Annotated in this window: 25 protein-coding genes and 1 riboswitch; of the genes, 8 read left to right on the forward strand and 17 right to left on the reverse strand. The window is 42.4% G+C overall.

Annotated features, from left to right (window positions below; translation table 11 throughout):
* Positions 1-57: 57 nt before the first annotated feature.
* Both BN1691_RS13230 and BN1691_RS13235 read left to right on the forward strand, forming a co-directional pair.
* On the forward strand, positions 58-372 hold the full coding sequence (locus BN1691_RS13230) for a hypothetical protein (RefSeq protein ID WP_048602637.1): 315 nt from the start codon (positions 58-60) through the stop codon (positions 370-372).
* Positions 373-551: 179 nt separating this feature from the next.
* Complete coding sequence (locus BN1691_RS13235; RefSeq protein WP_053083774.1) at positions 552-1,202, forward strand: transposase; 651 nt, start codon at positions 552-554, stop codon at positions 1,200-1,202.
* 91 nt (positions 1,203-1,293) lie between these two features.
* Here the strand turns inward: BN1691_RS13235 and BN1691_RS13240 are convergent, their stop codons facing one another.
* Positions 1,294-2,064 (reverse strand): tetratricopeptide repeat protein, encoded by a 771-nt coding sequence (locus BN1691_RS13240; RefSeq protein WP_147545899.1) that lies wholly within the window; start codon positions 2,062-2,064, stop codon positions 1,294-1,296.
* Between the two features lie 118 nt (positions 2,065-2,182).
* Here BN1691_RS13240 and BN1691_RS13245 point away from each other — a divergent pair, with 118 nt between their 5' ends.
* From BN1691_RS13245 to BN1691_RS13940, 4 genes are all read left to right on the forward strand, one after another.
* The gene (locus BN1691_RS13245; RefSeq protein WP_048602639.1) at positions 2,183-2,773 is read left to right on the forward strand and encodes a hypothetical protein; all 591 of its coding nucleotides are present in this window, start codon (positions 2,183-2,185) and stop codon (positions 2,771-2,773) included.
* A gap of 172 nt (positions 2,774-2,945) precedes the next feature.
* Complete coding sequence (locus tag BN1691_RS13250) at positions 2,946-3,332, forward strand: transposase (protein ID WP_053083775.1); 387 nt, start codon at positions 2,946-2,948, stop codon at positions 3,330-3,332.
* Positions 3,333-3,377: 45 nt separating this feature from the next.
* Positions 3,378-3,749 (forward strand): hypothetical protein, encoded by a 372-nt coding sequence (locus tag BN1691_RS13255; protein WP_053083776.1) that lies wholly within the window; start codon positions 3,378-3,380, stop codon positions 3,747-3,749.
* Positions 3,750-4,667, forward strand: a complete 918-nt coding sequence (locus BN1691_RS13940) for a transposase (protein ID WP_261795605.1) — start codon at positions 3,750-3,752, stop codon at positions 4,665-4,667. It begins immediately after the preceding gene.
* Here the strand turns inward: BN1691_RS13940 and BN1691_RS13260 are convergent.
* The 5 genes from BN1691_RS13260 to tpx form a co-directional block, all read right to left on the reverse strand.
* On the reverse strand, positions 4,582-5,646 hold the full coding sequence (locus BN1691_RS13260; protein WP_048602640.1) for an NAD(P)/FAD-dependent oxidoreductase: 1,065 nt from the start codon (positions 5,644-5,646) through the stop codon (positions 4,582-4,584). The two genes, BN1691_RS13940 and BN1691_RS13260, sit on opposite strands and share 86 nt — an antisense overlap.
* 155 nt (positions 5,647-5,801) lie before the next feature.
* The gene (locus BN1691_RS13265) at positions 5,802-6,554 is read right to left on the reverse strand and encodes an EcsC family protein (protein ID WP_048602641.1); all 753 of its coding nucleotides are present in this window, start codon (positions 6,552-6,554) and stop codon (positions 5,802-5,804) included.
* Positions 6,555-6,745: 191 nt separating this feature from the next.
* The gene (locus tag BN1691_RS13270; protein ID WP_048602642.1) at positions 6,746-7,786 is read right to left on the reverse strand and encodes a ribonucleotide-diphosphate reductase subunit beta; all 1,041 of its coding nucleotides are present in this window, start codon (positions 7,784-7,786) and stop codon (positions 6,746-6,748) included.
* 77 nt (positions 7,787-7,863) lie between these two features.
* Complete coding sequence (locus tag BN1691_RS13275; RefSeq protein ID WP_053083778.1) at positions 7,864-10,068, reverse strand: ribonucleoside-diphosphate reductase subunit alpha; 2,205 nt, start codon at positions 10,066-10,068, stop codon at positions 7,864-7,866.
* 127 nt (positions 10,069-10,195) lie between these two features.
* A riboswitch (cobalamin riboswitch) is annotated at positions 10,196-10,388 on the reverse strand.
* A gap of 134 nt (positions 10,389-10,522) precedes the next feature.
* Positions 10,523-11,029, reverse strand: a complete 507-nt coding sequence (gene tpx / locus BN1691_RS13280; protein ID WP_048602643.1) for a thiol peroxidase — start codon at positions 11,027-11,029, stop codon at positions 10,523-10,525.
* A gap of 217 nt (positions 11,030-11,246) precedes the next feature.
* Here tpx and BN1691_RS13285 point away from each other — a divergent pair, with 217 nt between their 5' ends.
* Positions 11,247-11,438 carry a hypothetical protein gene (locus BN1691_RS13285; protein ID WP_048602644.1) on the forward strand — a complete coding sequence of 64 codons (192 nt, stop codon included), beginning with the start codon at positions 11,247-11,249 and terminating at the stop codon, positions 11,436-11,438.
* Between the two features lie 188 nt (positions 11,439-11,626).
* Positions 11,627-12,157, forward strand: a complete 531-nt coding sequence (locus BN1691_RS13290) for a TlpA family protein disulfide reductase (RefSeq protein ID WP_048602645.1) — start codon at positions 11,627-11,629, stop codon at positions 12,155-12,157.
* A 66-nt stretch (positions 12,158-12,223) separates the two neighbouring features.
* On the opposite strand, the gene opp4C is transcribed toward BN1691_RS13290, so the two are convergent.
* The 11 genes from opp4C to BN1691_RS13345 form a co-directional block, all read right to left on the reverse strand.
* The gene (opp4C, locus tag BN1691_RS13295; protein ID WP_048602646.1) at positions 12,224-13,144 is read right to left on the reverse strand and encodes an oligopeptide ABC transporter permease; all 921 of its coding nucleotides are present in this window, start codon (positions 13,142-13,144) and stop codon (positions 12,224-12,226) included.
* Positions 13,145-13,155: 11 nt separating this feature from the next.
* Entirely contained in the window at positions 13,156-14,121 is a 966-nt protein-coding gene (opp4B, locus tag BN1691_RS13300; RefSeq protein WP_048602647.1) for an oligopeptide ABC transporter permease, read from the reverse strand.
* Between the two features lie 62 nt (positions 14,122-14,183).
* On the reverse strand, positions 14,184-15,920 hold the full coding sequence (opp4A, locus tag BN1691_RS13305) for an oligopeptide ABC transporter substrate-binding protein (protein ID WP_082147172.1): 1,737 nt from the start codon (positions 15,918-15,920) through the stop codon (positions 14,184-14,186).
* Between the two features lie 63 nt (positions 15,921-15,983).
* Positions 15,984-16,967: an ABC transporter ATP-binding protein gene (locus BN1691_RS13310; RefSeq protein ID WP_048602648.1), complete on the reverse strand. Its 984-nt coding sequence runs from the start codon at positions 16,965-16,967 to the stop codon at positions 15,984-15,986.
* Entirely contained in the window at positions 16,964-17,992 is a 1,029-nt protein-coding gene (locus BN1691_RS13315; protein ID WP_048602870.1) for an ABC transporter ATP-binding protein, read from the reverse strand. The genes BN1691_RS13310 and BN1691_RS13315 overlap by 4 nt, the downstream gene beginning before the upstream one ends.
* 318 nt (positions 17,993-18,310) lie before the next feature.
* The gene (gene opp4A, locus BN1691_RS13320) at positions 18,311-20,050 is read right to left on the reverse strand and encodes an oligopeptide ABC transporter substrate-binding protein (protein WP_048602649.1); all 1,740 of its coding nucleotides are present in this window, start codon (positions 20,048-20,050) and stop codon (positions 18,311-18,313) included.
* Positions 20,051-20,408: 358 nt separating this feature from the next.
* Positions 20,409-21,170, reverse strand: coding sequence for a peptidylprolyl isomerase (locus BN1691_RS13325; protein WP_048602650.1), 762 nt, complete (start codon positions 21,168-21,170; stop codon positions 20,409-20,411).
* Positions 21,171-21,330: 160 nt separating this feature from the next.
* Positions 21,331-21,717, reverse strand: coding sequence for a SpoVA/SpoVAEb family sporulation membrane protein (locus BN1691_RS13330; RefSeq protein WP_048602651.1), 387 nt, complete (start codon positions 21,715-21,717; stop codon positions 21,331-21,333).
* 18 nt (positions 21,718-21,735) lie between these two features.
* Positions 21,736-22,125, reverse strand: coding sequence for a SpoVA/SpoVAEb family sporulation membrane protein (locus BN1691_RS13335; protein ID WP_048602652.1), 390 nt, complete (start codon positions 22,123-22,125; stop codon positions 21,736-21,738).
* A 115-nt stretch (positions 22,126-22,240) separates the two neighbouring features.
* Positions 22,241-23,245, reverse strand: a complete 1,005-nt coding sequence (locus BN1691_RS13340) for a formamidase (RefSeq protein WP_048602653.1) — start codon at positions 23,243-23,245, stop codon at positions 22,241-22,243.
* Positions 23,246-23,327: 82 nt separating this feature from the next.
* Positions 23,328-24,332, reverse strand: a complete 1,005-nt coding sequence (locus tag BN1691_RS13345) for a formamidase (RefSeq protein WP_048602653.1) — start codon at positions 24,330-24,332, stop codon at positions 23,328-23,330.
* Positions 24,333-24,951 lie beyond the last annotated feature (619 nt).

Raw genomic sequence — 24,951 nt, forward strand, 5'->3', positions numbered from 1 at the left:
TCACATTTTCGTTACAATGAGGAAAAGAGCATGGAATACGATGGGGAGTGATACAAGATGGAGCATCACTTTCAATATGATGAACGACTCGGGGTCTCCCTTCCACGATTAGAGCAGGAATGGAGATCCTACACGAGTCAAGAACAAGGCTTGATCATTGAACTTTGGCAGCAACAGCGTGCCAAAATTCCAGAACGAATCTACGCCATGGAGCAAAGCATCAAGGAGCAGCAACAACTACTCCAAGAGGAAGAGAACTTTCAGCGCTCCTGCGAGATAAACCGTGAAATTGCCAAGTTAGCCAGCATCATTCATGACTTACAGATTCTTTTTCGCGAGGATCCAGAGTTATGGGCCAATGATGAGCAATGAAGCGAATACAGAAAGACAAAGATCGGATAGCCATTCGTTATCTGATCTTTGCCTTTTATAATATCCTTGCTCCTCAAATATAAAAAATATTCAATATTTATAGGTCCATACAATAAAAAATCCTTTACAATGGAAAGACAGGTGGTTCCTGTCCAAATCCAACGTAAAGGATCGTTCACATGGACAAGGATACACTAATTTCGTCATTTGGTAAATGGATTTCTCCCATCAATTTTGACTTTTTTGATGAACAGGTCATAATACGGAACCTTGACTACTACACAAAAAAGATAACGACAGAAACTTACTTGAAATTGATGCTTCTCGCTCAGCTATCGCGACGGAATCGTGAAATTCCATCGGATGTGATGACCATAATATTCTTCCAACTGGTCAGTAAAATAAAGGCTTTCCATCAAAAGACCCAACCATCCATGCCATTGAATATCATTGATTCAACTACTATCCCGTTGAATTTAGGGAAGTATGCTTGGGCGGATTTTCGGAAGACGAAGGCAGGAATCAAAGTCCATCTACGCTTAGTAATGATGGACCAACACATGACCTATCCTGACCAACTCACGATTACACCCGCTAAAGAACACGATCGCGGGCAATTGGAAGTTCTCATCGATGACAAGAACGCGACGTATGTGTTTGATCAAGGGTACATCGACTACGAACGCTTTGATCGTATGACGGATAACTGCTATTTTTTCGTGTCCCGTTTGAAAGCCAATGCCATCACTCATCCCATTAAATCCTTTGACACCGGTGAAAATACTAAGATCCTTTCAGATCAACTGGTTGAAGCAGTATGTGAAGATTAAAACGTTCTATGGTAAAAGTGAGAGAATCAATAAGCAAAATATTCTATCCTTATTTATGCAACACTAGTGAATTGTACTATATCATTTATTTTCATTTATTTCGTTCATCATGAATTTCATCTAACCATCCTGTGACTCTTTCTTTTTCTTCATTCGTTAATGGTATGTCTAGTAAAGCTTCTAATTTTTTCTCTGCCTCATCTAAATTACCATTGAATATCAACGCTTTACAATATTCGATTTTAATATGAACATTGTCTGGATCAAGTTTTAAGTATTTTTGATAATATTCAATTGATTTCGTATATTCATGGATAAACACATTTAGATTTCCAAGTCGTTCCAAAACACCTTGCTTCAAACTTTTACTATGATATTTTGATTCCATTTCTTCTAGTACAGCAATTGCGGTATCATACTCTTCTAAGCTTAAGTATGCATCTACCATTTTATGATAAACAATATAGTCTAAGGCGCTCTCTTCTTGTGTAATACTAAAATAAGCATGGTAATAATCTAATGATTCTTGAAATTGATCTAATGAATAATATGAGTATCCCATATTATAATAGATAGACTGAAGATCCTTGTAATCTGGTGCTCTTTCAAGTAACAAAGTAAATGTATCAATGCTATCCTTGAATCGGTCTAATTTTATCTCAGAAATTGCCTTATAATATAAACTATTTTCAGTTAGATTTTTCTCTGGTATATTTTCATATATCCTTAAGACTTCCTTATATTCTTCTTTCTTAAATAAGGCTTCTCCTTGAGATTCTATCGTTTCCATGCCAGCCTTCTGCGGAACATTACAACCAGATAAAAACAATATCATGCAGACAATTATTATTCTTTTCAACATATTGCACCTCTTAATTTACCGTTTTTTATATTATTCCTATTATACCACATTTTATGATATGAGGATTACAAGCCTTATGTCAATATTAGACAAGCTGATAAAGTGAGGGAGGTATATTATGAAAAAGATTTTGACTATTTTTTCAATTTTGTTCGTTTTTGTTGGTGCAAATGTAAATGCTACAGATATTGTACCTTATGGTTCTGGATACACTACTTCTGAAGTATATTATAAAACTAATCAATACCCCATAAAAATTATGGGCTATGAAACTGGGGCTACTTTCCAGGGGAAAATACTAGCAGAAGTAACAGTTGTTCATAATGATGAAAGGACTTGGTCCATCGGTAATATAATACATTATCGAACTGATGTGAACGGGGTTAAAGTTGACTCACCTAGGGATGCATGGGAAAGAAGTGGAAACACATTTAGAAGGACCTATGATATTAGTGGTGATAGTACTTTAAATGGTTCAATCTCAATGAGTGCAGGCGAAGCAAAATCGTTTGTAACAACTGGTGGAATAGATGTAGATTTAATTTACGCCGGTGGTAAGTATTATGAAAATGTTGAAGACATTACTAACAATTCAACTACCGTTACCATAGGCTTCACAATCAATAAAAATTTTAACACTAGTGCCAGAGTTTCCATGAGTATTATCGGACCAAATCCAAGTGATGTAGTATCTAGTATTCGATGGTAAAAAATATTGACATAAGGCGAATTTATGAAGAAGGGGCTGTCCAGAAAGTCAGTGAAAGCTGACATCTGGACGCCCCATTTTTGTTGAATGTTAAAAATGTACGCAAAAAAACCGTCTATTCCTATAAAATGAAAGTTACGACACCACCATTTTAAGATTAGATCTGGAATCGTTGATCCCTGCTCACCATGTGGCTCGTGTCATTGATGAGATGATTGAAGCCATCCCAGACGATCAGTTGTTTGTTCATTATACAGGTGGAGGTCGTCGCGCCTACCACCCCAAAATGATGCTGAAGATGATCCTTTACGGCTACTCACAAAAAGTCTATTCCTGTCGCGGCATCGAAAAGCTGCTGCAAGAAAATATCCCAGCCATGTGGCTAGCCGCCATGAAACAATCCGATTTCCGTACGCTGAATGACTTCCGTGGTCAACGGATGAAGGCGTTCATGGATGAACGATTTGAAACGATGATCCGAAAGCTCATCGCGGACAACTACATCACAATGGAGCATTATTTTCTGGATGGCACCAAGATCGAAGCCCATGCCAACTAGTATTCCTTTGTGTGGAAAAAATCGACGCTGCGATTTGAAGAGAAATTGAAAGAAAGGATTCAAGCAACCCTTCGTCACATTCACGAGATCACACATCAGGAAGTCAGCGACCATGGAGATACAGCGCCAGAAGCACTGTCTGCCCGATTAGAAGAGACAACGGCCGTACTTGAGGAAAAGATCGAGGTATTATCCGAGCAAATCGCTTCGGAAAACAGTGTGGCGACACGACAGATCTTACGGGAGCAACGCAGTGCCTTGAAAAAACCGCTGAAGCTCCTGCGCGAGGATTATCTCCCACGATTAGCGAAATACGAGCAACAGAAAGCCTGCTTCGGTGATCGGAACAGCTATTCCAAAACCGATCCAGACGCAACATTTATGCGAATGAAGGAAGACCACATGAAGAATGGCTAACTGAAGCCGGGGTATCATGTCCAGATGGCAACGGAGAACCCATTTATTTTGTATTATAGCCTTCATCAGCGACCCACGGATACGCGCTGCTTCATTCCACATATGGAGCGACTTGCAGCATCTTCCTTGCCGATGCCCAAAACGGTGATTGCCGATGCGGGTTATGGCAGTGAGGAAAACTACTTGTATGCGATCGGCGAGGAAAAAGACCCGCGTTTTGATGTTCTGATTCCCTATGGGCTTTACCTAAAAGAGAAGACCAGAGGCTACAAAAGAGACATTCGGCATGCTACTAATTGGACGTATGAAGAGCTGGAGGATCGTTTTGTGTGCCCGAATGGCCGGCACGTCCGGTTTAAAAAGTACCAGACGAAAAAGACGCACTCGGGCTTGAAGCAAAGCTTTAAAGTCTATGAATGTGAAGATTGTAGCGATTGCCCGTTGAAACCAGCATGCACAAAGGCTAAAGGGAACCGTCAGGTTCACTGGAATACGATATGGGAAGAGTTAAAAGCAAAAGCGAAAACAGCCCTTGAGGATGACCCAAAATCCGTGATCTATGCTCGACGTAAAGTGGAGGTCGAGAGCGTATTTGGTCACATCAAGGGCAATCGATCGTTCCGCCGCTTTTCCTTACGGGGCTTGGAAAAGGTGCATGTGAAGTTTGGAATTGTGGCTTTAGCCCACAATCTACTGAAAGTAGCAGGCATCCGCCTCACTACTTTCATACAAAAACAAACACGTAAAAAAGTTGGACGGAAAACATTACGTTATTCCGTCCAACTTTTCATTTGGGGACTTATTGGACAGCCCCTTCTTTTTAACCTATTCATTATCCCAGATGGTACTTATAAATCCACAATACGCCCGACTTCAAAATTCGTGGGACACGACCTAGCAAGGGCGTATCACCAATGACGGCAAAGCCTTGTTTCTTGCCGAGGGAGCCGAACATAGCGCTGAGCTTGAGGCGTGGAAGCTCCACCGTCTCACCCTTCCACTTCGCTTGTAGAACCATCACCAGCCGATCGGCCATCTTCTCTGCCAGATACGCACTCGGTGCAAACTCTGCCGATGCACAATCACCAATCACATAGAGATCAGGATATTGAGGATGAGAATAGTCTTCCTTCACTAGGATACGCGCATTCCGATCACGTTCTCCAGGAATATCATCTACCACATGGGAAGGACGAATCCCTGCCGACCAGACGATAGCATCACATGAAAGCTCTTCTCCATTCTCCACTTGTAAATGATCTGCACCTACCCTTGTCACACTCTGATGATTCAAGAGTTGAACATCATTCTCGATAAACCATTTACTCACATAATTCCGTAGTTTCTGAGGAAAAGGACTAAGGACACCATCACCACGATTAATGATGGTGATATTTAAATCAGCCCGTGACTCACGCAACTCTGCAGCTAACTCAACCCCACTTAGGCCCCCACCAATAATGGCCACCTTCTCATAGGGATCCAGCGTGGTTAGTTTTTGCGAGGCGTGCTGCGCTTTTTTTATGGTTTGAATACTCAGGGCATGTTCTTCAGCACCAGGGATCCCCTGATAATGATCGACGCAACCTACTGCAATCACCAGTTCATCATAGGGGATGGTCCCTGCTTCCCGAACAAGCACCACCTTCTCCTCAGGATCGATAGCTTGCACTTCACCATATATCTTCGATAACGATGGATGATCAGGAAATGGATAGGTTAAACTAGCAGCTGGCTCTGTACCTGCAGCTAATGCATAGTACTCTACCTTAAATGTATGATAAGGTAAACGATCAATTAGAATCACTTCACGGTCAGAAGGAAGAGTAGGTAGTAATCGCTGTAACAGACGCATGCCCGCATAACCGCCACCAAGAATGACCATTCTCTTTTTCATAGCAACCGCTCCTCTTTTCATCTCTAGAAAACTCTCTACGTACAAGAGAACGATTTTGTTAATAAATTTGTCACAATTATATTCTACCCTTTTCCAGTAATTCTTTCAATGAAGGAGGTGCAAAGCAGCATATCGCGTGCTTCAAATTGCTAAGATTAGGTCAACGGTGGCATTTTATCAAAATAGCGCATGCGAAAACTATTGCGTGCTGTTTCCCCTAATTGTTCGAGCAGATGATAATTGGCCCATGCTCCCACAATCGCTCCGACACCTGGGAGCATTTGGAGCATCTTGACTAGATCGAGATGATCGCGATATTCGATCTGCAGCTTTTCCCAATCCACCTCTTGGGTATAATCAAGACGAGGAGGAAGTGTGTGAACGTAAGTGGACCAGTTCTTCATACGGGTATATACCTTCTCCTGCCAGGCTTTACTAGAGTAAGTCAATTGAAAGATGTAAAGGAGATAGAGACGCTCGCGATAATCATGGATGTCGTGACCATAGATGGCCGCTCCTTGAAAGAGAAATTTCATCTTGATACTGAGAAGCAATGGGAAATCAACCAATCCCAAGAAGATCCCACCAGCCCCAGTCCCTGCACCTTCTACAGCCGCCGTTTTTTTATACTGATTCAGTGCCTCATCGAATAGACGCTCACGGCGGTATAATGTATACGCCTCAATACGAGGAACCTTCGTGGTATACTGCGAGCCATTTAACGTGGCCTGTACCATATTCCTGATGCTGGAAGTCATTAGGTTTTGGAACCTCTGAGGAATCATTTGGTTAAAGCGATTCTGAATTCCCTTCACGGACTGTTGAAAAGAGAGGTTGCTAGCTGGCCGCTCCATCTTCCGCTGCCAGGCTTGGAGTTCCTTATATATTTCCAATTCAAATTGATCCATCTAGCCTTGCTCCCTTCAAACCATTACCATTTCCTTTTTATCAAATACACACTACGATGAGATCATTTATCCTTTTCATTCTATCCATGTTACCATTTCTCCTTGTGATATAGAAGAATTGGTTCGATGCTGAGTTATAAAAAAGCGATGGTCATGATCATAACCCATCGCTTCGCTACCAATTAATTCACTTATAGATCATCCCAATCTAGATTACCTGCCTTGCTGTAATTGGTGACCTTCTGCTCAAAGAAATCAGTCTTCACACCATTTAAGTCATTGAAGCGTTCTACCCAGCGCAAGGGATGATCCTTCACCTCTGGATAGAGAGGCTCAAGCCCTAAACGTTCTAACCTTTGATTGCCAAGATAACGGATATAGAGGTTGATCGCCTCGTTAGTAAGCCCTGGTATCTCTTCATTCATCACATATTGACCCCAAGCAATCTCATGCTCCACCGCTTCTGCCATCATCCCCCGTAGCTCCTCTATTAAGTCTTGGGTGAACCAGCTTGAATTCTCCCGCCGCAGCTCCTGAAAGATGGCTTGGAATAAGGCGAGATGAGTTAACTCATCCCGCTGAATATATTTGATCTCTGTGGCTGTCCCCATCATTTTCTCCATACGCGCCAGTGCAAAGAAGAAGGAGAAGCCACTATAAAAATAGATTCCTTCTAAGATATAATTGGCCATCATGGTCTTGATCAGCTGTTTTTCAGTAGGATTGGCTAAAAAAGCTTCATATAGATCGGTAATAAAACGATTCCGCTTCAATAGATGAGGATCATCCCGCCATTCTTGATAGATCTGTTCCCGAATCTCCGGTGTGACCACACTCTCTAGAATATATCCATAGCTCTGAGAATGGACCGCTTCTTGGAACGCATGAACACTTAAGCAGAGATTTACCTCTGGTGCAGTAATATAATCATTAATATTAGGTAGATTATTGGTCTGGATTGAATCTAAGAAGATGAGAAAGCTGAGAATCTTATGATACGCCCGCTTTTCACCTGTGGACAACTTCGTCTGATAATCCTTGGCATCCTGGGCTAAGGGAATCTCCTCGGGAATCCAGAAATTATTCATCATGGCGCGATACATCTTATAGGCCCATTCATACTTAATATGATTCAACTCAATGAGATTGCTACTATTTCCGCCGACGATGCGACGTTCGCCCCAATCTCGTTCCCCATCTTCATTAAAGAGTCGCTTTTTCTCTAATTGCAATGATTTCCTCTCCCTTCATCAGACCCTATTGGCACGAAGAAACTTCTCAAGATGCTCTAAAGCTGATCGCGAAGATCTCAAGACGAACAGCTCACACATTCTTCGATCTCCATGCTTTGACTTCGTACATAATAGATCGTCTTCAGGCCCTGTTTCCAAGCCTCTATATAATAGGAAAGAAACTGTTTTGCTGTAATATCCGGTGTGATATAGAGATTGAAGGATTGGGCTTGATCGATATGACGTTGTCGCCGTGCAGCTGCAGCGATGCTATAGCTCTGATCGATCCGATGAGCCTCCTTGTAATACCAGAAGTTTTGCGGAGATAGATCTGGTGCTGTAACGGGAATGGTCCCATCCTTCTTCTCCTCCATAAAGAAGCGCCGAAAGACTGGATCGATACCCGCCGTAGTTCCTGCAATATAGGATGTAGTACTAGTCGGTGCAATCGCCAGCATGTAGCCATTGCGTACACCGTACTTCCCAATCTCAGCTTGTAGATCTAACCACTTCGCATCATCATACTGTCGTAAATGGAAGTATTCTCCACTCTCCCAATCACTGCCCTGATAATAGGGATAGACTCCACGTTCTTTAGCAAGGAGCATTGAACCTTCAATAGCACAGTAATTGATCCACTCATATAATTGATCAGCGCTCTGAAGATGTTCATCAGATTCCCAATCAACCCCATGAGTTGCGAGAAAATGATGATAGCCGCTGGTTCCTAATCCCACAGCTCGATAACGTTCACTGGTAATCCGTGCCTCTGGTACAGGATAAGCATTCAGGTCGATGACATTATCCAGCATGCGCATTTGGAGATGAACCACACGGCGAATCTCTTCCTTGGTCTGAACTCGGCCAAGATTGAGAGAAGAAAGATTGCAGACGACGAAATCGCCACTTACTCTCCGTTCCATGATTTCATCCCCTGCTACAGTAAGGGATTGAAAAGTAGTGGGACTCATGTTTTGACAGATTTCCGTACATAGATTCGAAGAATAGATCATCCCCTTATGCTTATTGGGGTTATATCGATTCACTGTATCGCGGAAGAAGCAGAAGGGTGTCCCTGTTTCATAGGCGCTCTGCATGATGAGCTTCATCACTTCAATGGCAGGGATTTCATAATGGGTTAAGCGTTCTTCCCTGACACAGTCCCAGTACCGCTTGGAAAATGCTTCACCATAATAATCCTCCAGGCGATAGCCCATCACCTTCTTCACTTCATAAGGATCGAAGAGATACCACATCCCCCGTTCCTCTACTTGCTCCATGAATGAATCAGGTATAGAGACCGCAGGGAAAATATCATGGGCTTTCATACGATCATCCCCGTTATTAGTGCGTACCTGGAGGAAATCCAGCACATCCCGATGCCAGATATCGAGATAGATGGCAACCGCTCCCTTCCGTACCCCGAGCTGATCTACAGCAATGGCGGTATTATTATAGTTCTTCACCCAGGGGATGACCCCGCCTGAGGCCCCTCGTACATGGCGAATGGAGGAGCCCTTTGCCCGTACCTTCCCTAGATAGATCCCTTGTCCGCCACCCATCTTGGACACCTGTGAAAACTGCTGATCCGCATGATAGATACTCCAGAGATCATCATCCACCGTGTCAATAAAGCAACTGGATAATTGAGGGTGAGTGGTACGAGCATTAGCCAGAGTAGGTGTTGCCACTGTCAATTCTAATAAGGAAAGTACATCATAGAATTGCTTCGCCCATTTTACAGGCTCTTCTTCATTCATAGCGAGGTGCATGGCCACCCCCATGAAGAGCTGCTGCGGTAATTCCAATAAGTCTTCACCATTCCTCCGTAAAAGATAACGATCAGCCAATGTCTTCATCCCAAGGTAAGAAAAGAGTTGGTCGCGTTCTGGCTTCAGCGCTTCCCCTAACTGGAATAGCGCCTCTTCTCCATAGCATTCTAATAAATAGGTGCCATATAAACCTTCATCCACCATGGCATGAACAAACTGGGGAAAATGATCATAGATCTCACCATTCACAAGATTACGATTCTGACTCACTTCTCCATAGAGCATCTGACGATAGAGACGCCCTGCAACCCATTGCCATTGTGGCTCTTCCACGCTGGTACGCTCTACTGCTAATCGGATTAGAAGTTGGAATTGTTTCTCCGCTGATAGATTTTGATTCATCTCCTGCTGCCACTGGTGTAAGAGTTCTTCCCTTTGATCACTAGTAACTAGCCCCTCACATGCTTGTCCAAATCGCTCTTCGATCCTTGACCCCATCATGACCTGCATCTACATCCCATCCTTTCCAATAAAAAAACCATCCTTCGTGGATGGTTGGAAAAAAGAATCTTTGTTAGAAAGAAACATGATTGATCTAGAAGATTCTTTGTCCCTGCCCCACGACCCCGAAGGCGAAACATCAGTCTGTTACTAGGCAGGTCTCCTGACTTATGCTTCTCTCTACTCTGGTCCTTCCCATATTGGCGGCGATTCAACCCTTCCAATACAGTGGTTCTCCATTTCGTCCACATTTACAGTTGCGGGGACAGTTCCGGACTCTCACCGGATTCCCGATTAAGCCTTGCGGCGCCTAACAGACTAACACAATATATTGAATTTTGTTTGATAAAACAACTATATGTATGATATCATGTCTGATTTTGGAAAGCAATGGAGAAAAAAAGCTGGCAGTTCATCTGCCAGCTTGAGTAGGTTATTCTCTACGTACCGATCTTGCGATTCGTTATTTTGCTTGCTTCGCAGCCACAATCGCTGCCTCATAATTGGGATGGTTCGTAGCCTCTGGAACATACTCTACATGGACCAAGCGATTGGCTGAATCAAGGACAAATACTGCCCGTGTCAACAGGCGGAGCTCTTCGATGGCTACGCCATAGGCTTGACCAAATGAAAGATCACGATGGTCTGATAAAGTAACTACTTGATCAATTCCTGCTGCTCCACACCAGCGCTTTTGGGCAAATGGGAGATCCACCGAGAAGGTGTAGATCATCACACCAGGTAGATTGGCTGCCTCTTCATTAAAGCGACGTGTCTGGGCATCACAAACTCCAGTATCCAAGGATGGTACAACAGAGAAGATTCGTACTCCCTTGGTATCTCCGAGTGTAACCGCCTGTAAGTCATTGGCTAAAACACGAAAGTCTGGGGCAAGGTCGCCAACATTTAATGCTTTCCCAAGCAAGGTAACTGGCTTTTCTTTAAAAGTAACCGTATGATTTTGCGTCATTTTTAGAACGCCTCCTTTATCATCTTTTCAAGTAAACATGACTTCATCTCTATTATAGTTAAGTTATCACTATTAATAAAGTGTTTATATGTTTTTAACATATACCCAATATTTTTGAACAATCTGTGAAAAAACTATTCCCTTTTTGTGAACGATACGTTACAATAGTTTTAGAAGTTCACAATTTCGCCAAATTTATCATAAAGGGGAAAATATTATGGAACGATATAAGGAGGAGTTTATTATGAATCTACTTGTTGTGTTGTCACTGATCCTAATGTTTATTGGTTATATTAATGATACAAGTGGTCTAATTGTGGCAGTGACAGCCATTCCTTGTGTAATATTAATGGCCATTGCAGCTTATGCTTCATTAGATTCAAAATATAATCGTGAACACGCTCAGTAAGGACATGAATGCATCTTCATGTTCTAGAACGTAGGGGATATGCCGAATAGGGCATATCCCCTATTTCTTTTTATCTTCTCACTTCAAAACAACTTACAATGATTCGCAGTAAGAGCCTGTATATTTTACCATCATTTTTAGCAATCTAATCTAGAAACAATAAATGCTCTGCAGAAAGAGGAAGATTGATGAAACGTTCACTTTACTTAATCATATTGAGTTTGCTGTTTTTCACTGTTCTGCTTAACCCCTATGCAGTTATGGCAAAAAAGGAGAAGGATTTTCCCTTGCGCATCGGGGATCCACTGCCATCAATCACCCTCACTGATTTAGAAGGGAAAGAACATGAACTTCGTCAATCCCACTCCACCCCATTTATCCTGAACTTCTGGGCTAGCTGGTGTCCCCCCTGTCGTGATGAGATGCCAGTGATGCAGCAATTCTATACGGAGAAGAAAGAGCTCTTGCCCATCATTGGAATCAATCTCTTTGAAACAGAGAAAGGAGAAAAAGAGGTTCAAAAATTTTTGGAACAATTTGGGGTTACTTTTCCCATTCTCCTGGACCCTAACTCTCAAGTAGCTAAGCAATTTAATGTTTTTGCAATTCCCTCCACCTATTTAATTAACGAAAAAGGGATGATCATTGACCAATGGATTGGACCTCTAACGAGTGAGGTTCTTCAAGAATGGATGCAACATCCTTCTCTTCATAAGTAACTTCCATCACTTTGCATAGTATCTAGGGAAATAAAAAACAGTCACTTACATCGTGACTGTTTTTTATTAGCGATTGGATTTAGGATTAAGTGCATCTTTTAGCCCTTCTCCGATAAAGTTGATGGACAATAATGTACTGATCAACATGGCAGCTGGTGGCAACCACATCCAAGGCTGCTGCTGTAAAACCTTGGTTTGCCGCGCCTCTGCCAACATATTCCCCCAGCTTGGCTGTTCTGGAGGGATACCAAATCCAATAAAGCTAAGTCCTGTCTCCAAAACAATCATCGCAGCCATCAATAGGGTAGCTTGCACAATAATTGTGGAGATTACATTGGGTAATAAATGTTTCGTAATAATCCTGCGCGATTTGGTTCCAATGGAGACTGCTCCAAGGATATAATCATTCTCTTTTTCCTGTAAAATTTTACTCCTTACCATCCGCGCCACACCACCCCAGGAGAGGGCACTCATAACGAGAATTAAAACCCATGCGCCCGTTAGCTTTCCCATGAAGATGGTATTGAGGACGATAATAAAGATTAATGCAGGAAAGATTAAGACAAAGTCAGTAAACCGCATGAGGAGTTGGTCCATTCTACCACCAAAATAACCAGCAAGTGATCCGATGACCGTTCCATAGATGATCACTAATAGGGTAGTGAAGAAGCCAACCTGTAATGAGGTTTGCCCACCGTATAAGAGTCGTGCGAAGACATCTCGCCCATTGCTATCTGTACCAAACCAATGGGCACTAGATGGTGGTTGATCGATCCCTCGGATATTAACCCGCTTCACTTCTTCCATGCTGATTCCAGAAATTAGGGGGGCAAGGAAAGAGAACAGCGTAATCAACACCAAAACACATAGACTGATCATGGCTACCTTATTTCGCCGAAACTTTCCGAAAGCAATGGACCATGGTGATAAAGATTTAATCACCGGAGTATCTACTTGTTCACCAACCATTGGTGTATTCTGTTCCATCTACCCACCCCCTATTCCAACCGGATGCGGGGATCAGCTACGCCATAGAGTAGATCCGCAACCAAGTTTCCAAGCAAAGTGAAGAGCGATAAAAATAGCGTGAGCGTCATCACCACAGCATAGTCCCGACGGGTAATGGAGTCTAGAAAAAGCTGACCGATCCCCGGATAAGTGAATATGGATTCTGTAATCACTGCACCACCAACAATACCACCTAAATCAAAGCCAAAAATAGTGACTAAGGGGATCAAGGAATTACGGAGGATATGCTTATTATAGATGATCCCTTCACTTGTTCCTTTTGCCCTTGCAGTCCGGACAAAATCTTTGCGACTATTTTCAATAATATCATTGCGAAGAAATTGGGTGTAGGAAGCTGTGCTAAAGACTCCTAAAATGGTGGCTGGCAACAAGACATGATAAAACCGGCTCTGCCAATATTCCCATGTGCCTGGTACCTTCCCAATGCCCACCGACCCATTGGAGGGAAGCCAACCTAAATGAAAGGCAAAAAAATAAATAGCAAAGATAGCGAGGACATAATTGGGTACAGCCAATGCAAAATAGTTATAACTGGCGATGGAATAATCTCCGATTCCATATGGCCTTCTCCCAGCATACATCCCCATGATGAATGAGAGAATATAAGTAATCACTAGGGATACTGTGGCTAGAAAGATCGTATTTGGTAGACGCTGTAAAATAACATCCTTCACTGGAAGCTTATAGACGAAGGATTTACCAAAATCCCCTTGAATGAAAGAACCAGCCCACCGTAGATACTGTTCATGAACGGGGTCATTATAGCCCAATTTTTCTCGCATCTCTGCGATATATTCTGGCGTGGTATTAGTAGGATCGATCTCCCCCGAAAGGGCATCCCCTGGCATCATCTTTGCCAGGGAGAAGACCACAATCGAGAGTAGAAAGAGCATGGGGATCGTGATTAAGAGACGCCGAATTGTGTAGGATAGCATCGTTGTTTCCCCTCACCTTCTACAAGATTACAATAACTACGCATGCTTGCGTAATTCTCATCTTATTGCTCCAAATACCACTTGTGAGGGTCACGCTGATTTCCACTCCAGTCAACGGTAACACCTTTTAATTTGGCGTTAATGGCATGTACGTCTACATTTTCCCATAGAGGAAGAATCGGTAACTCTTCATTCATGATCTTCTGCCACTCTATATAGATAGCCTTCCGTTTCTCAATATCGAAAGCCTCTTCAGAAGTACCACGATGTAAGAGGGCATCAGACTCTTCATTGATCCAACGTGGGAAGTTCCAAAGATCGGTACTGAGCCAGAGGCCCTTCGGATCTGGATCAGAACCTGTTACCCAACCACCAAAGAAGAGTTCAAACTCTGGATCATCATTTTCCAGCAAGTCATAGTAGAGATTCCCTTCTTTTAAGGGCTCTAGGGTCACATTCAGACCAATATCTCGCCACATTTGTGTTAAGGCTTGGGCACGCCCTTCAAAGGTGGCAGGTCCTTGATAGTGTTGGAACTTCATGGTCAATGGTTTGCCTTCTGGATCTTCTACAAATCCATCCCCATCAATATCCTTATAGCCTGCCTCAGCTAGTAATTGCTTCGCTTTCTCTGGATCGTAGTTGTATTGTGTTAAAAGGCTCTCATCCGCTTTAATCCAGTGAACGGATGGAACAGGGGTATTAATGGGCTCAGCTACACCACCGAGATATGCATCGATTACAGCCTCACGATCAAGGGCATAGAACATGGCTTTACGTAAATTCTTATTGTGGAATTTCGTACGATCCATGGTAGCAACACGTTTATCCTTATCATAGGTTCCCATCTTGAATCCAACATAAGAATAGCTTAAGCCACGGGCTGTTTCTACCTTCATATTGGGTAGCGCTTCAACTTCAGGAATCAATGTGGGCTTAATCCCCATGATGTGGATATTTTCATTTTGCAGCTCCCCGACTGTTAAGGAAGGATCGATCACCTTCACCGTAATTCCATCAAGTAAAGGCTTACCATCCCAATAGTCATCGAATCGCTCGTATTCCACATACTCACCGGGGACAACACTCTTCACTTTAAACGGTCCTAAGCCTACAGGCTTGGTCCGTGCTTGTTCTGATTCTTCCATCTTTGCGATCTCTACGCCTTCAAAATGCTTCTTCGGCATGGGGTGAGACCATAGATTTTCTAGATTATTCACACGTGCTTCTATGAAGGCGATCTTCATGGTATAGGGATCGATAATCTCCAGACCAGAGATGGCATCTGCCTTCTTATCCTTCATCTCAACAGCGCCTTCAATATGCTCCACATAGTTGAAGCGGGGACCTGTATAATCAGGATGAGCCAGTACTTCCATGGCAAACTTCCAGTCTTCCATGGTAAGTTCTTCCCCATTATGCCACTTCACACCCTGCTTCAGCTTAAAGGTATAGACTTTATTATCTTCCGTCTCCCATGTAGCAAGATTAGGCTGAATCTGAATATTTTCATCATTAGTAAACATGGATTCATGCATAAAAGCTGCAACGTCAGAATCTGTAGCATTACCAATAAAAGCAGGGTCTAAAACACCACTGGGTGGAGCATCGATTCCATAGACCACAACACCGCCTTCTTTTGGCGCTCCCTCTTCACCCTTCTTCTCCTCTGCTGGAGGTGGATTCTCCCCCTTATTCGGCTCTGTGCTACCTTCCTGTTTACCACCACATGCTGTAAGAATCATTGATAAGGCTAAGACTAACGTTAATAATAACATGAATGATTTTCTCAACTTCATTCTCATCACTCCCTTTTTATTTTTTGATCTACCACATTAGTTAATATCGAATCTTACAAGGTATTATGAATACAGATGACAGGCCACGTATTGACTAGGCCTCACCTCCTTTAATAGCGGCCGTGTCACCTTACACTCATCCATGGCCTTGGGACAACGTGGGTGGAAGGCACAGCCCTTTGGAGGATTGGCTGGACTAGGTACATCACCGGTGAGGACGATCCGCTCCCGTTTTTGCCGCGGATCTGGAATGGGAATGGCAGAGAGTAATGCTTGCGTATAGGGATGGAGGGGATTACGATAAAGCTCCTCATTATTCGCCAGCTCTACCAATCTACCGAGGTACATCACACCGATCCGATCACTCATATGCTCCACCACACTCAAGTCATGAGCGATGAACAGATAGGTAAGTCCAAACTCGTCCTGTAATTCTTTCAAAAGATTAAGTACTTGAGATTGAATGGAAACATCCAAAGCAGAGACAGGCTCATCAGCAACGATCAATTTAGGACGGAGGGCTAATGCTCGAGCGATTCCCACCCGTTGTCGCTGCCCGCCAGAAAATTCATGAGGATATTTATAATATGTCTCAGGTGCTAACCCCACCCGGGACAGTAATTCCATCACTTGCTCTTGTAACTCGTTTTTCGGAATATTGAAGTAGTTCCGAATGGGCTCAGCAACAATATTGCCCACCATCATCTTAGGATTGAGAGAGGCATAGGGATCTTGAAACACCATTTGCATCTCTTTCCGAACCTGACGAAGCTCCCCCCCACGCAAGTCAGTAATCTCTTGGCCCATGAAATGGATGGAACCATCGGTGGGATCCTGTAAACGCATGACCGTTCGACCCGTGGTAGACTTCCCACAGCCTGATTCTCCTACCAGGCCTAAGGTTTCTCCCTTATGAATGGTGAAGCTAACATCATCCACCGCTTTTACATCACCGATGTGGCCACGAAAAAAGCCACCGCGAATAGGGTAATATTTTTTAAGATTACGAATTTCTAAGAGTTGATTATCGGTCGTGTCAGCTTTCATTTTGCCACCCCCACGCTCTGACTTGGTTGACAGGGAGTATATTGGAGGCAACGGACGGTATGCCCTGATTCCACTTCTGCCAACAATGGTGTAACAGTAGTACATTCCTTCGTGCCTTCTTTACAACGATTGGCAAAGCGGCAGCCTACCTTTGGCATATTCACCAGCGAAGGGACAAGCCCATCAATGGTATCTAAATTCTCCTTCCGTTCACCTAAGCGGGGAATGGAACGTAGTAGTCCTCGTAAGTAGGGATGCTTCGCTTGATAGAATACTTCATCCACATTACAGTGCTCCACAATTTGCCCTGCATACATGACGAATACTTCATCAGCCATCTCTGCAATTACACCAAGGTCATGAGTGATTAAGAGAACGGTCATCTTCTTTTCCTTCTGGATTTGTTTAATTAACTCAAGAATCTGCGCTTGAATGGTAACATCTAAAGCAGTTGTGGGCTCATCAGCAATCAGAAGTTTAGGCTCGTTCGCCATGGCCATCGCGATCATCACACGCTGACGCATTCCACCTGAAAGTTGATGGGGATATTCATTCATCACATCTGCGGCGCGGGGAATACCTACCTGCTCAAGAAGCTCAATACAACGTCTACGTGCTTCTTCCTTACTCACCCTGCGATGATTATGAATCACCTCTTCAAGTTGAAATCCGATGGTGAAAACAGGATTGAGTGCTGTCATTGGTTCCTGAAAAATCATGCTAATCTCATTTCCACGAATCTGGTTCATCTCATCTTCAGTTAAGCCAACAAGATTACGCCCCTCTAATAGAATCTCGCCACCGACAATCCGGCCATTCTCCTTCGGCAGTAAATCCATAATGGAGAGAGACATCACGCTTTTCCCACAGCCCGATTCTCCTACCACGCCATAGATTTTCCCCGGTTCTAGCTGGAATGAAACATCGTCCACTGCCAAATATGTATTACCTTGAATCAAAAAGCCAGCTTGCAAGTTTCTCACCTCAAGAAGAGCCGGCTTGCTAGACTGGTCATGGACTTTCATCATCGGAATATACACCTCTTTATCTCGTTCATACTATTATTCAAAAAAGATGATGAAGCAAAAGGTGGGTCATTTGTTGAAACACGCGAATTTTTCTGACATTTCATTATTTTTAACTATTATGGCAATACAGCGTCCAAATGTCAAGAATTTCTTACCCTTTATTAATAATTCCTACTATATATTTAATTGACTTTATTGTTTTTTTTTGTCTTATTATTAACTTCCAAGCTACTTCCCAATGTGTGAGGCACAATAGAATAAAAACAATGACACCAATCACAATGGACGGCGTCATTGTTTGCCAGAAGGATCAGTCTATTGCTCAAGATACCATTTGTGCATATCTCGTTGGTTCCCAGACCAATCGATGGTCACACCTTTTAATTTTTTATTGATGGCATGAGAATCCTTGGACTCAAAAAGTGGCAGCATAGGTAATTCTTCATTTACGATCTTTTGCCATTCAATATAGAGCTGCTTTCGTTTCTCTACATCAAATGCTTCAGGAGAGAGGGCACGATCCAATAATTCATCGGATTCCTTATTCACCCAACGTGGATAGTTCCATAGATCGGTGCTGTACCATAAGCCCTTTGGATCTGGATCTGAACCAGTACTCCATCCACCCCAGAACATATCGATGGATGGATCATCAGCTTCTATTAGATCATAGTGGAGAACAGGATCTTTCAGCTCTTGTAGCTCCACATCAAGACCAATATCACGCCAATTCTGAGTCAATGCCTGAGCCCTTCCCTCAAATGATGCGTCTCCCTTTTGATGATGGAATCGAATCTGGAGCTTATTGCCCTCTGGATCTTCCACAAACCCATCTCCATCAATATCCTTATAGCCTGCTTCTGCCAGTAATTGCTTCGCCTTCTCAGGATCATAATTATATTGGGTCAAGGTACTTTCATCTGCCTTAATCCAATGGACAGAAGGTACAGGCGTATTGACCACCTCAGCTAATCCTCCAAAATAGGCATCGATAATTCCTTCACGATCAATGGCATAATACATGGCCTTCCGAAGGTTTTTATTTTGGAATTTTGGGTTATCCATAATATTTACACGCTGCTCTTTGTCATAATGCCCCAGCTTAAAGGCAACATAATAGTAGACCAGACCTTTGGTGCTATGAACATCTACACTAGATAAGGTCTTAATCTCTGGGATCATCACATTCTTGATGCGAATAATATGGACAGATTCATTCTTCAATTCTCCTACTACTACAGAAGAATCAATAATTTTTACCGTTACACCATCTAAATAAGGCTTTCCTTGCCAATAATCATCAAAACGCTCATAAACCACGTGCTCACCTGGCACCACACTTTTCACCTTAAATGGACCTAGTCCCACTGGATTCATACGAATCTGTTCAGCTTCTTCTAATTTTGCAATTTCAATGCCTTCGAGATGCTTTTTAGGCATTGGCTTTGACCAAAGCTGCTCCAGATTATTTACCTGTGGTTCCAAAAATGTAATCTTCATCGTATATGGATCAAGAATTTCTACGCCAGAGATGGAATCTGCCTTTCCATCCTTCATCTCTTCCGCTCCAACAATATGACGGACATAGTTAAAACGTGGTCCGGTATAATCGGGGTGAGCGATTACCTCGAGTACGAACTTCCAATCCTCAACGGTAAGTTCCTCCCCATTATGCCATTTAACTCCCTCTTTGATTTTGAGGGTATAGACCACATTATCATCGGTTTCCCATGTAGCAATATGTGGTTGCATTTGCAAATTTTCATCAAACGTGAACATATCTTCATACATAAATCTCGTTACCATGCTATCTGTTGTGGAACTACTCAAAGCTGGCTCGAAGAGGCCTTCAAATGTCCCCTCCACCGCATAGGTGACGACACCACCCTCTTTCGGGCCTGATACAGCCTCTTCCTTTTTCTCCCCTTCCTTCTTCTCTCCTTCAGAATTAGGAGGTGGGGTACTCCCAGTCTCTTTACCTCCACACGCCGCAAGTACGATGGAGAATGTTAATAGAATGGTTAACAACACAAGTAGTGTTTTACGCCCTTGCATGTTCTCACCCTTTCAATTTACTCGGTCCTCGTAATAAAGCTGTTGAATCTAATAAATATAAGTGACCCGTAACCAAATTGCCTGGCTTCACCTCCTTAAAGATAAATTCTACTGATTTTTTCAGTATATTCTGTATTTTTGATATATTATGTCAATAATTATTATTCCTGTCAATATCCATTATTATTTCTAGATATTAGGAATCATGCTCTCGAAGTTCATATTCAGAATTTTATTAAAAAAAATCCCTTACAGCGGTGGTACAGGTCGTACCTGTCTAATTCCCGTGTAAAGGATAATCGTGTTGGATTATGAAAAACACCTCGACACTTAGCATTTCATAAGTGTCTATTTTCTCTTACTCTGCAGAGGTGACGATTTCTACTTTATACATTTTTTTCAATTCTTCTTGTTTTTCTTCATATAATTTTTGCTGTTTTTGCGATTGAATTTGCGAGCTAATCATCTCTTTTACTTCTTCTAGCGGGCGCATACGGCCTTCAAATTTTTCTTTTACCCTTATTAAATGATAGCCAAATTGTGTTTTTACTACATCACTGATTCTGTTGATCGGTAAAGCAAATGCTACTTTTTCAAATTCCTCAACCATCATTCCACGGTGAACTAAACCTAGAGAGCCTTCTCGTTCTTTAGATGGGCAGATCGAATGTTTACTTGCAGCATCTTCAAAGGATGTTTCACCTTTTTCGATCGCATTCTTGATGCATATAATCTCTTGTTCATCCTCTACCAAGATGTGCTCTACATCAATACTCTCTTTTTCCTCAAAAGCATTCTGATTTGCTTCATATAATTCCTTAACCTCTTCATCTGAAACGGTTATTGTAGAAAACATTTCACTCATGACAATTTGCGTTAGAATCTGTTCCTGTAATTCTTTGATCTTCCGCAAGTATTCTTCTCTTTGATCAATACCTAGTGACTTCGCATATCTACTCATTAATTTGAATGCCACCATTTGATCCAAAAGTTGATCTTTCCCTTGGTCCGTTGCTTCAAAATAGACCCTTTTTTCCATGGGGTAGCGTTCAATAATTCTTGTTCTGTCTGATTCTTTGATCTCTTCACCGTCTACAATGGCTAAAATCTTGTCGCTCATTCCAATCACATCCTAATATCAGTTTTCATGCTGGACGAAGGAGCATACTTTACCCTCGGATTACGAAGCTTGGCGACACGATACTCCCACCTAGAAAGGTGAGAGTATTCGTATCGACACAAATAGATTTCATCCATGATTCTGCAAGGCGATTATACAATCACACTGGAATCTTTTCATTGGTTTCTTCAGAAATTGCTGGTTGTGCGAAATATTTTTTGTAGTATAGTGGCCCACCGATGAGTGCACTAAACACAAATACACATAGTAATAATACAACGTGCTGAGCACAGCTTGCAAAGCTGCCGGTTGTTAGAATGTCGGTCATCCACCAGTATGCAGCCTCGCCAGAGTCAATAATCATTAAGATCATACCCGCATCGCCCCAGCCTACGATGTAAGTCATCCAGCCTGATGCAGTAATTAAACCACCTGCTGCTAAGGCGATTGACAGTACTGTGGGCACAGAAAACTTGGTTAACCGATAGAAGAGCTGTCCAATTACACAAAGAATGCCGCCTAGTATAAATGCTTTTACAAATATCATTATATTCACCCCATCCCTCTAACCAGCGTAAACAACAATAGCTGCAATAATCATACAAACGATGATACCGCTTCCATATAGAAATACTAGAATCTTAATACCAGACCATAATGCTTGGGGCATTTTTTCGCCACGTACCAATGCATCGCTCATGCATTCTACCGCAAATGCTGCTGCTCCTGAAAACGGCATATATGCTCCAATTGCGGTTTTTTCTTCCCATTTTCGATAGACACCTAAAACGGTCATGATGACCCCAAAAACAGCCATTGTTGCTAGCATCCAAGTTACTGACCAGCTGGCTGAAACCCCGATAGCACGATAAAACATAATGGAAGCTTGAGCTAAAATACTGATAAAACCACCTATTATAAATGCCCAGATATATTCCATAGGTTTGCCCAACATAATATTTTCCCATCTCCTATAAATAGGTTCAGGTTACCAATCCAAGATTATATAAAATTAATCTCTACGACTGATAACCTGATTATTTACCTAATTCTTCACTTGTTAAAGGGGATTACTTGCCGAAACGTCCGCCAGTTGTTGGATAGCCATAGATGCTACCATCTTTAATCTTCATATCATCTTCCCAAGGTAGATGATATTTACCAGCTGCTAAGTCCTTCACCCATGTTAAGCCTGCATCGCTTTCTCCACCAGGTAGAGCGACATAGCCACGGTGACCAAGGTTGTAGATATTGTTTTCTAGACCCCATGAACGACGAGCACCATCTGCTAAGCCTGGGAAGATTTCGCCAGTAACGATCTCCCAAGGATTCCGATGTCCTTGTACAAGAACGGTACCATCATAGTTGGTAATTTGGCCTTCACCAAAGTAGTAGAATACGCCATCATAGCCTGCTAAGTTAACTGCTACTGTGTACATCAAGTTATGCCATGCATTGGAACGGTTGGTGAGAATCCATTGCTCATTAACTTGTGTGCTGTAGCCAGAAATACGAATGTATACGTTACAGCCTTTGTAAGCAGCTTCACGTGCAAGTTCAGGAATCATACCATCGTGACAGATACATACGGCTAACTTACTGCCTGCAGGTCCATCACATACTGGCATGCCGAGGTCGCCAGGATACCATGGTTCGATTGGATTCCATGGGAACAATTTACGATATTTTAAGCAGATTTCGCCTTCTGGATTGATAATAATAGCCGTGTTGTATGGATTTTTGTTTGGATCTGGGTTGCGTTCCATGATGGAGAATACCCCATAAACGCCAGCTTCTTTACATGCCTTTCCGAAAATCTCTGTCTCTTTACCGGGTACATCACAAAGGAATTCTTCGGTTAACCACTTTTTCGTGTTTAAGCCTTGTAAACTGTACTCAGGGAATACGATGAGTTCTACACCAGGATAACCTGCTTTTGTTGCATGTAATGTGCGTACGAGGCTCTCGAGGTTCTTGTCAATGTCTGCGCGAGAATTGACTACTGGAACTGGAAACTGAATTGCTGCGACCAAAAAGCCATTTTCAGGTTTGCTCATACTTCCGATACTACCCATAACACAGTCCTCCCCTAGATGTTGAAAGATTTTCTATGTTGAGGGCCCCGCTTAGGCAGAGCCCTTAACAGCACGAATGAGCTTACTTGCCGAAACGTCCGCCAGTTGTTGGATAGCCATAGATGCTACCATCTTTAATCTTCATATCATCTTCCCAAGGTAGATGATATTTACCAGCTGCTAAGTCCTTCACCCATGTTAAGCCTGCATCGCTTTCTCCACCAGGTAGAGCGACATAGCCACGGTGACCAAGGTTGTAGATATTGTTTTCTAGACCCCATGAACGACGAGCACCATCTGCTAAGCCTGGGAAGATTTCGCCAGTAACGATCTCCCAAGGATTCCGATGTCCTTGTACAAGAACGGTACCATCATAGTTGGTAATTTGGCCTTCACCAAAGTAGTAGAATACGCCATCATAGCCTGCTAAGTTAACTGCTACTGTGTACATCAAGTTATGCCATGCATTGGAACGGTTGGTGAGAATCCATTGCTCATTAACTTGTGTGCTGTAGCCAGAAATACGAATGTATACGTTACAGCCTTTGTAAGCAGCTTCACGTGCAAGTTCAGGAATCATACCATCGTGACAGATACATACGGCTAACTTACTGCCTGCAGGTCCATCACATACTGGCATGCCGAGGTCGCCAGGATACCATGGTTCGATTGGATTCCATGGGAACAATTTACGATATTTTAAGCAGATTTCGCCTTCTGGATTGATAATAATAGCCGTGTTGTATGGATTTTTGTTTGGATCTGGGTTGCGTTCCATGATGGAGAATACCCCATAAACGCCAGCTTCTTTACATGCCTTTCCGAAAATCTCTGTCTCTTTACCGGGTACATCACAAAGGAATTCTTCGGTTAACCACTTTTTCGTGTTTAAGCCTTGTAAACTGTACTCAGGGAATACGATGAGTTCTACACCAGGATAACCTGCTTTTGTTGCATGTAATGTGCGTACGAGGCTCTCGAGGTTCTTGTCAATGTCTGCGCGAGAATTGACTACTGGAACTGGAAACTGAATTGCTGCGACCAAAAAGCCATTTTCAGGTTTGCTCATACTTCCGATACTACCCATAACACAGTCCTCCCCTAGATGTTGAAAGATTTTCTATGTTGAGGGTCCTAGCTTGTAGAACCCTTTACAAGCTTGTAGAACCCTAAACACCTTTGAATTAGATAAAACTATGATAAAAAACTCACATTCATCGAAAACACCAACCATGACACCCTATACTTAAAAGGAATTTGAATGGGACTTTTTTCACTTGAACTACCTTTAGATTACTCCGTTATTGGTACTTTACAAGGTCCAGTTAACGAAAAATGAAGGGGACAGTTTCAAAAAATACATGTTGTAAAAATGTTGACTTTCCCTATAATAATTTCAGCATTTATAGGTCTTTTTACCTATAAAATTCTGTATAAAATAAGGAGCACTCTCCCAAATTCACAAGAAACCATAGAGTATCAAGCACTCTATAAATTGAGAAAGACTCTTTATACCTAGCATGATCAAATCGTCTCATTGTATATTTATAAACAATCGATAAGTACCAGTTCTAGAAAAAATCCCATACCAATATTGACTGTGTATGAGAATTACTTTTATCACAGAAAACTTTCATAAAATTTCGATCCAGTAAGTAAAGCCTTTACTGGTAAAAAATATTACAATTCATTCTAATATTAACAAG

It is taken from the genome of Rubeoparvulum massiliense, from assembly GCF_001049895.1.
GTDB lineage: Bacteria > Bacillota > Bacilli > Rubeoparvulales > Rubeoparvulaceae > Rubeoparvulum > Rubeoparvulum massiliense.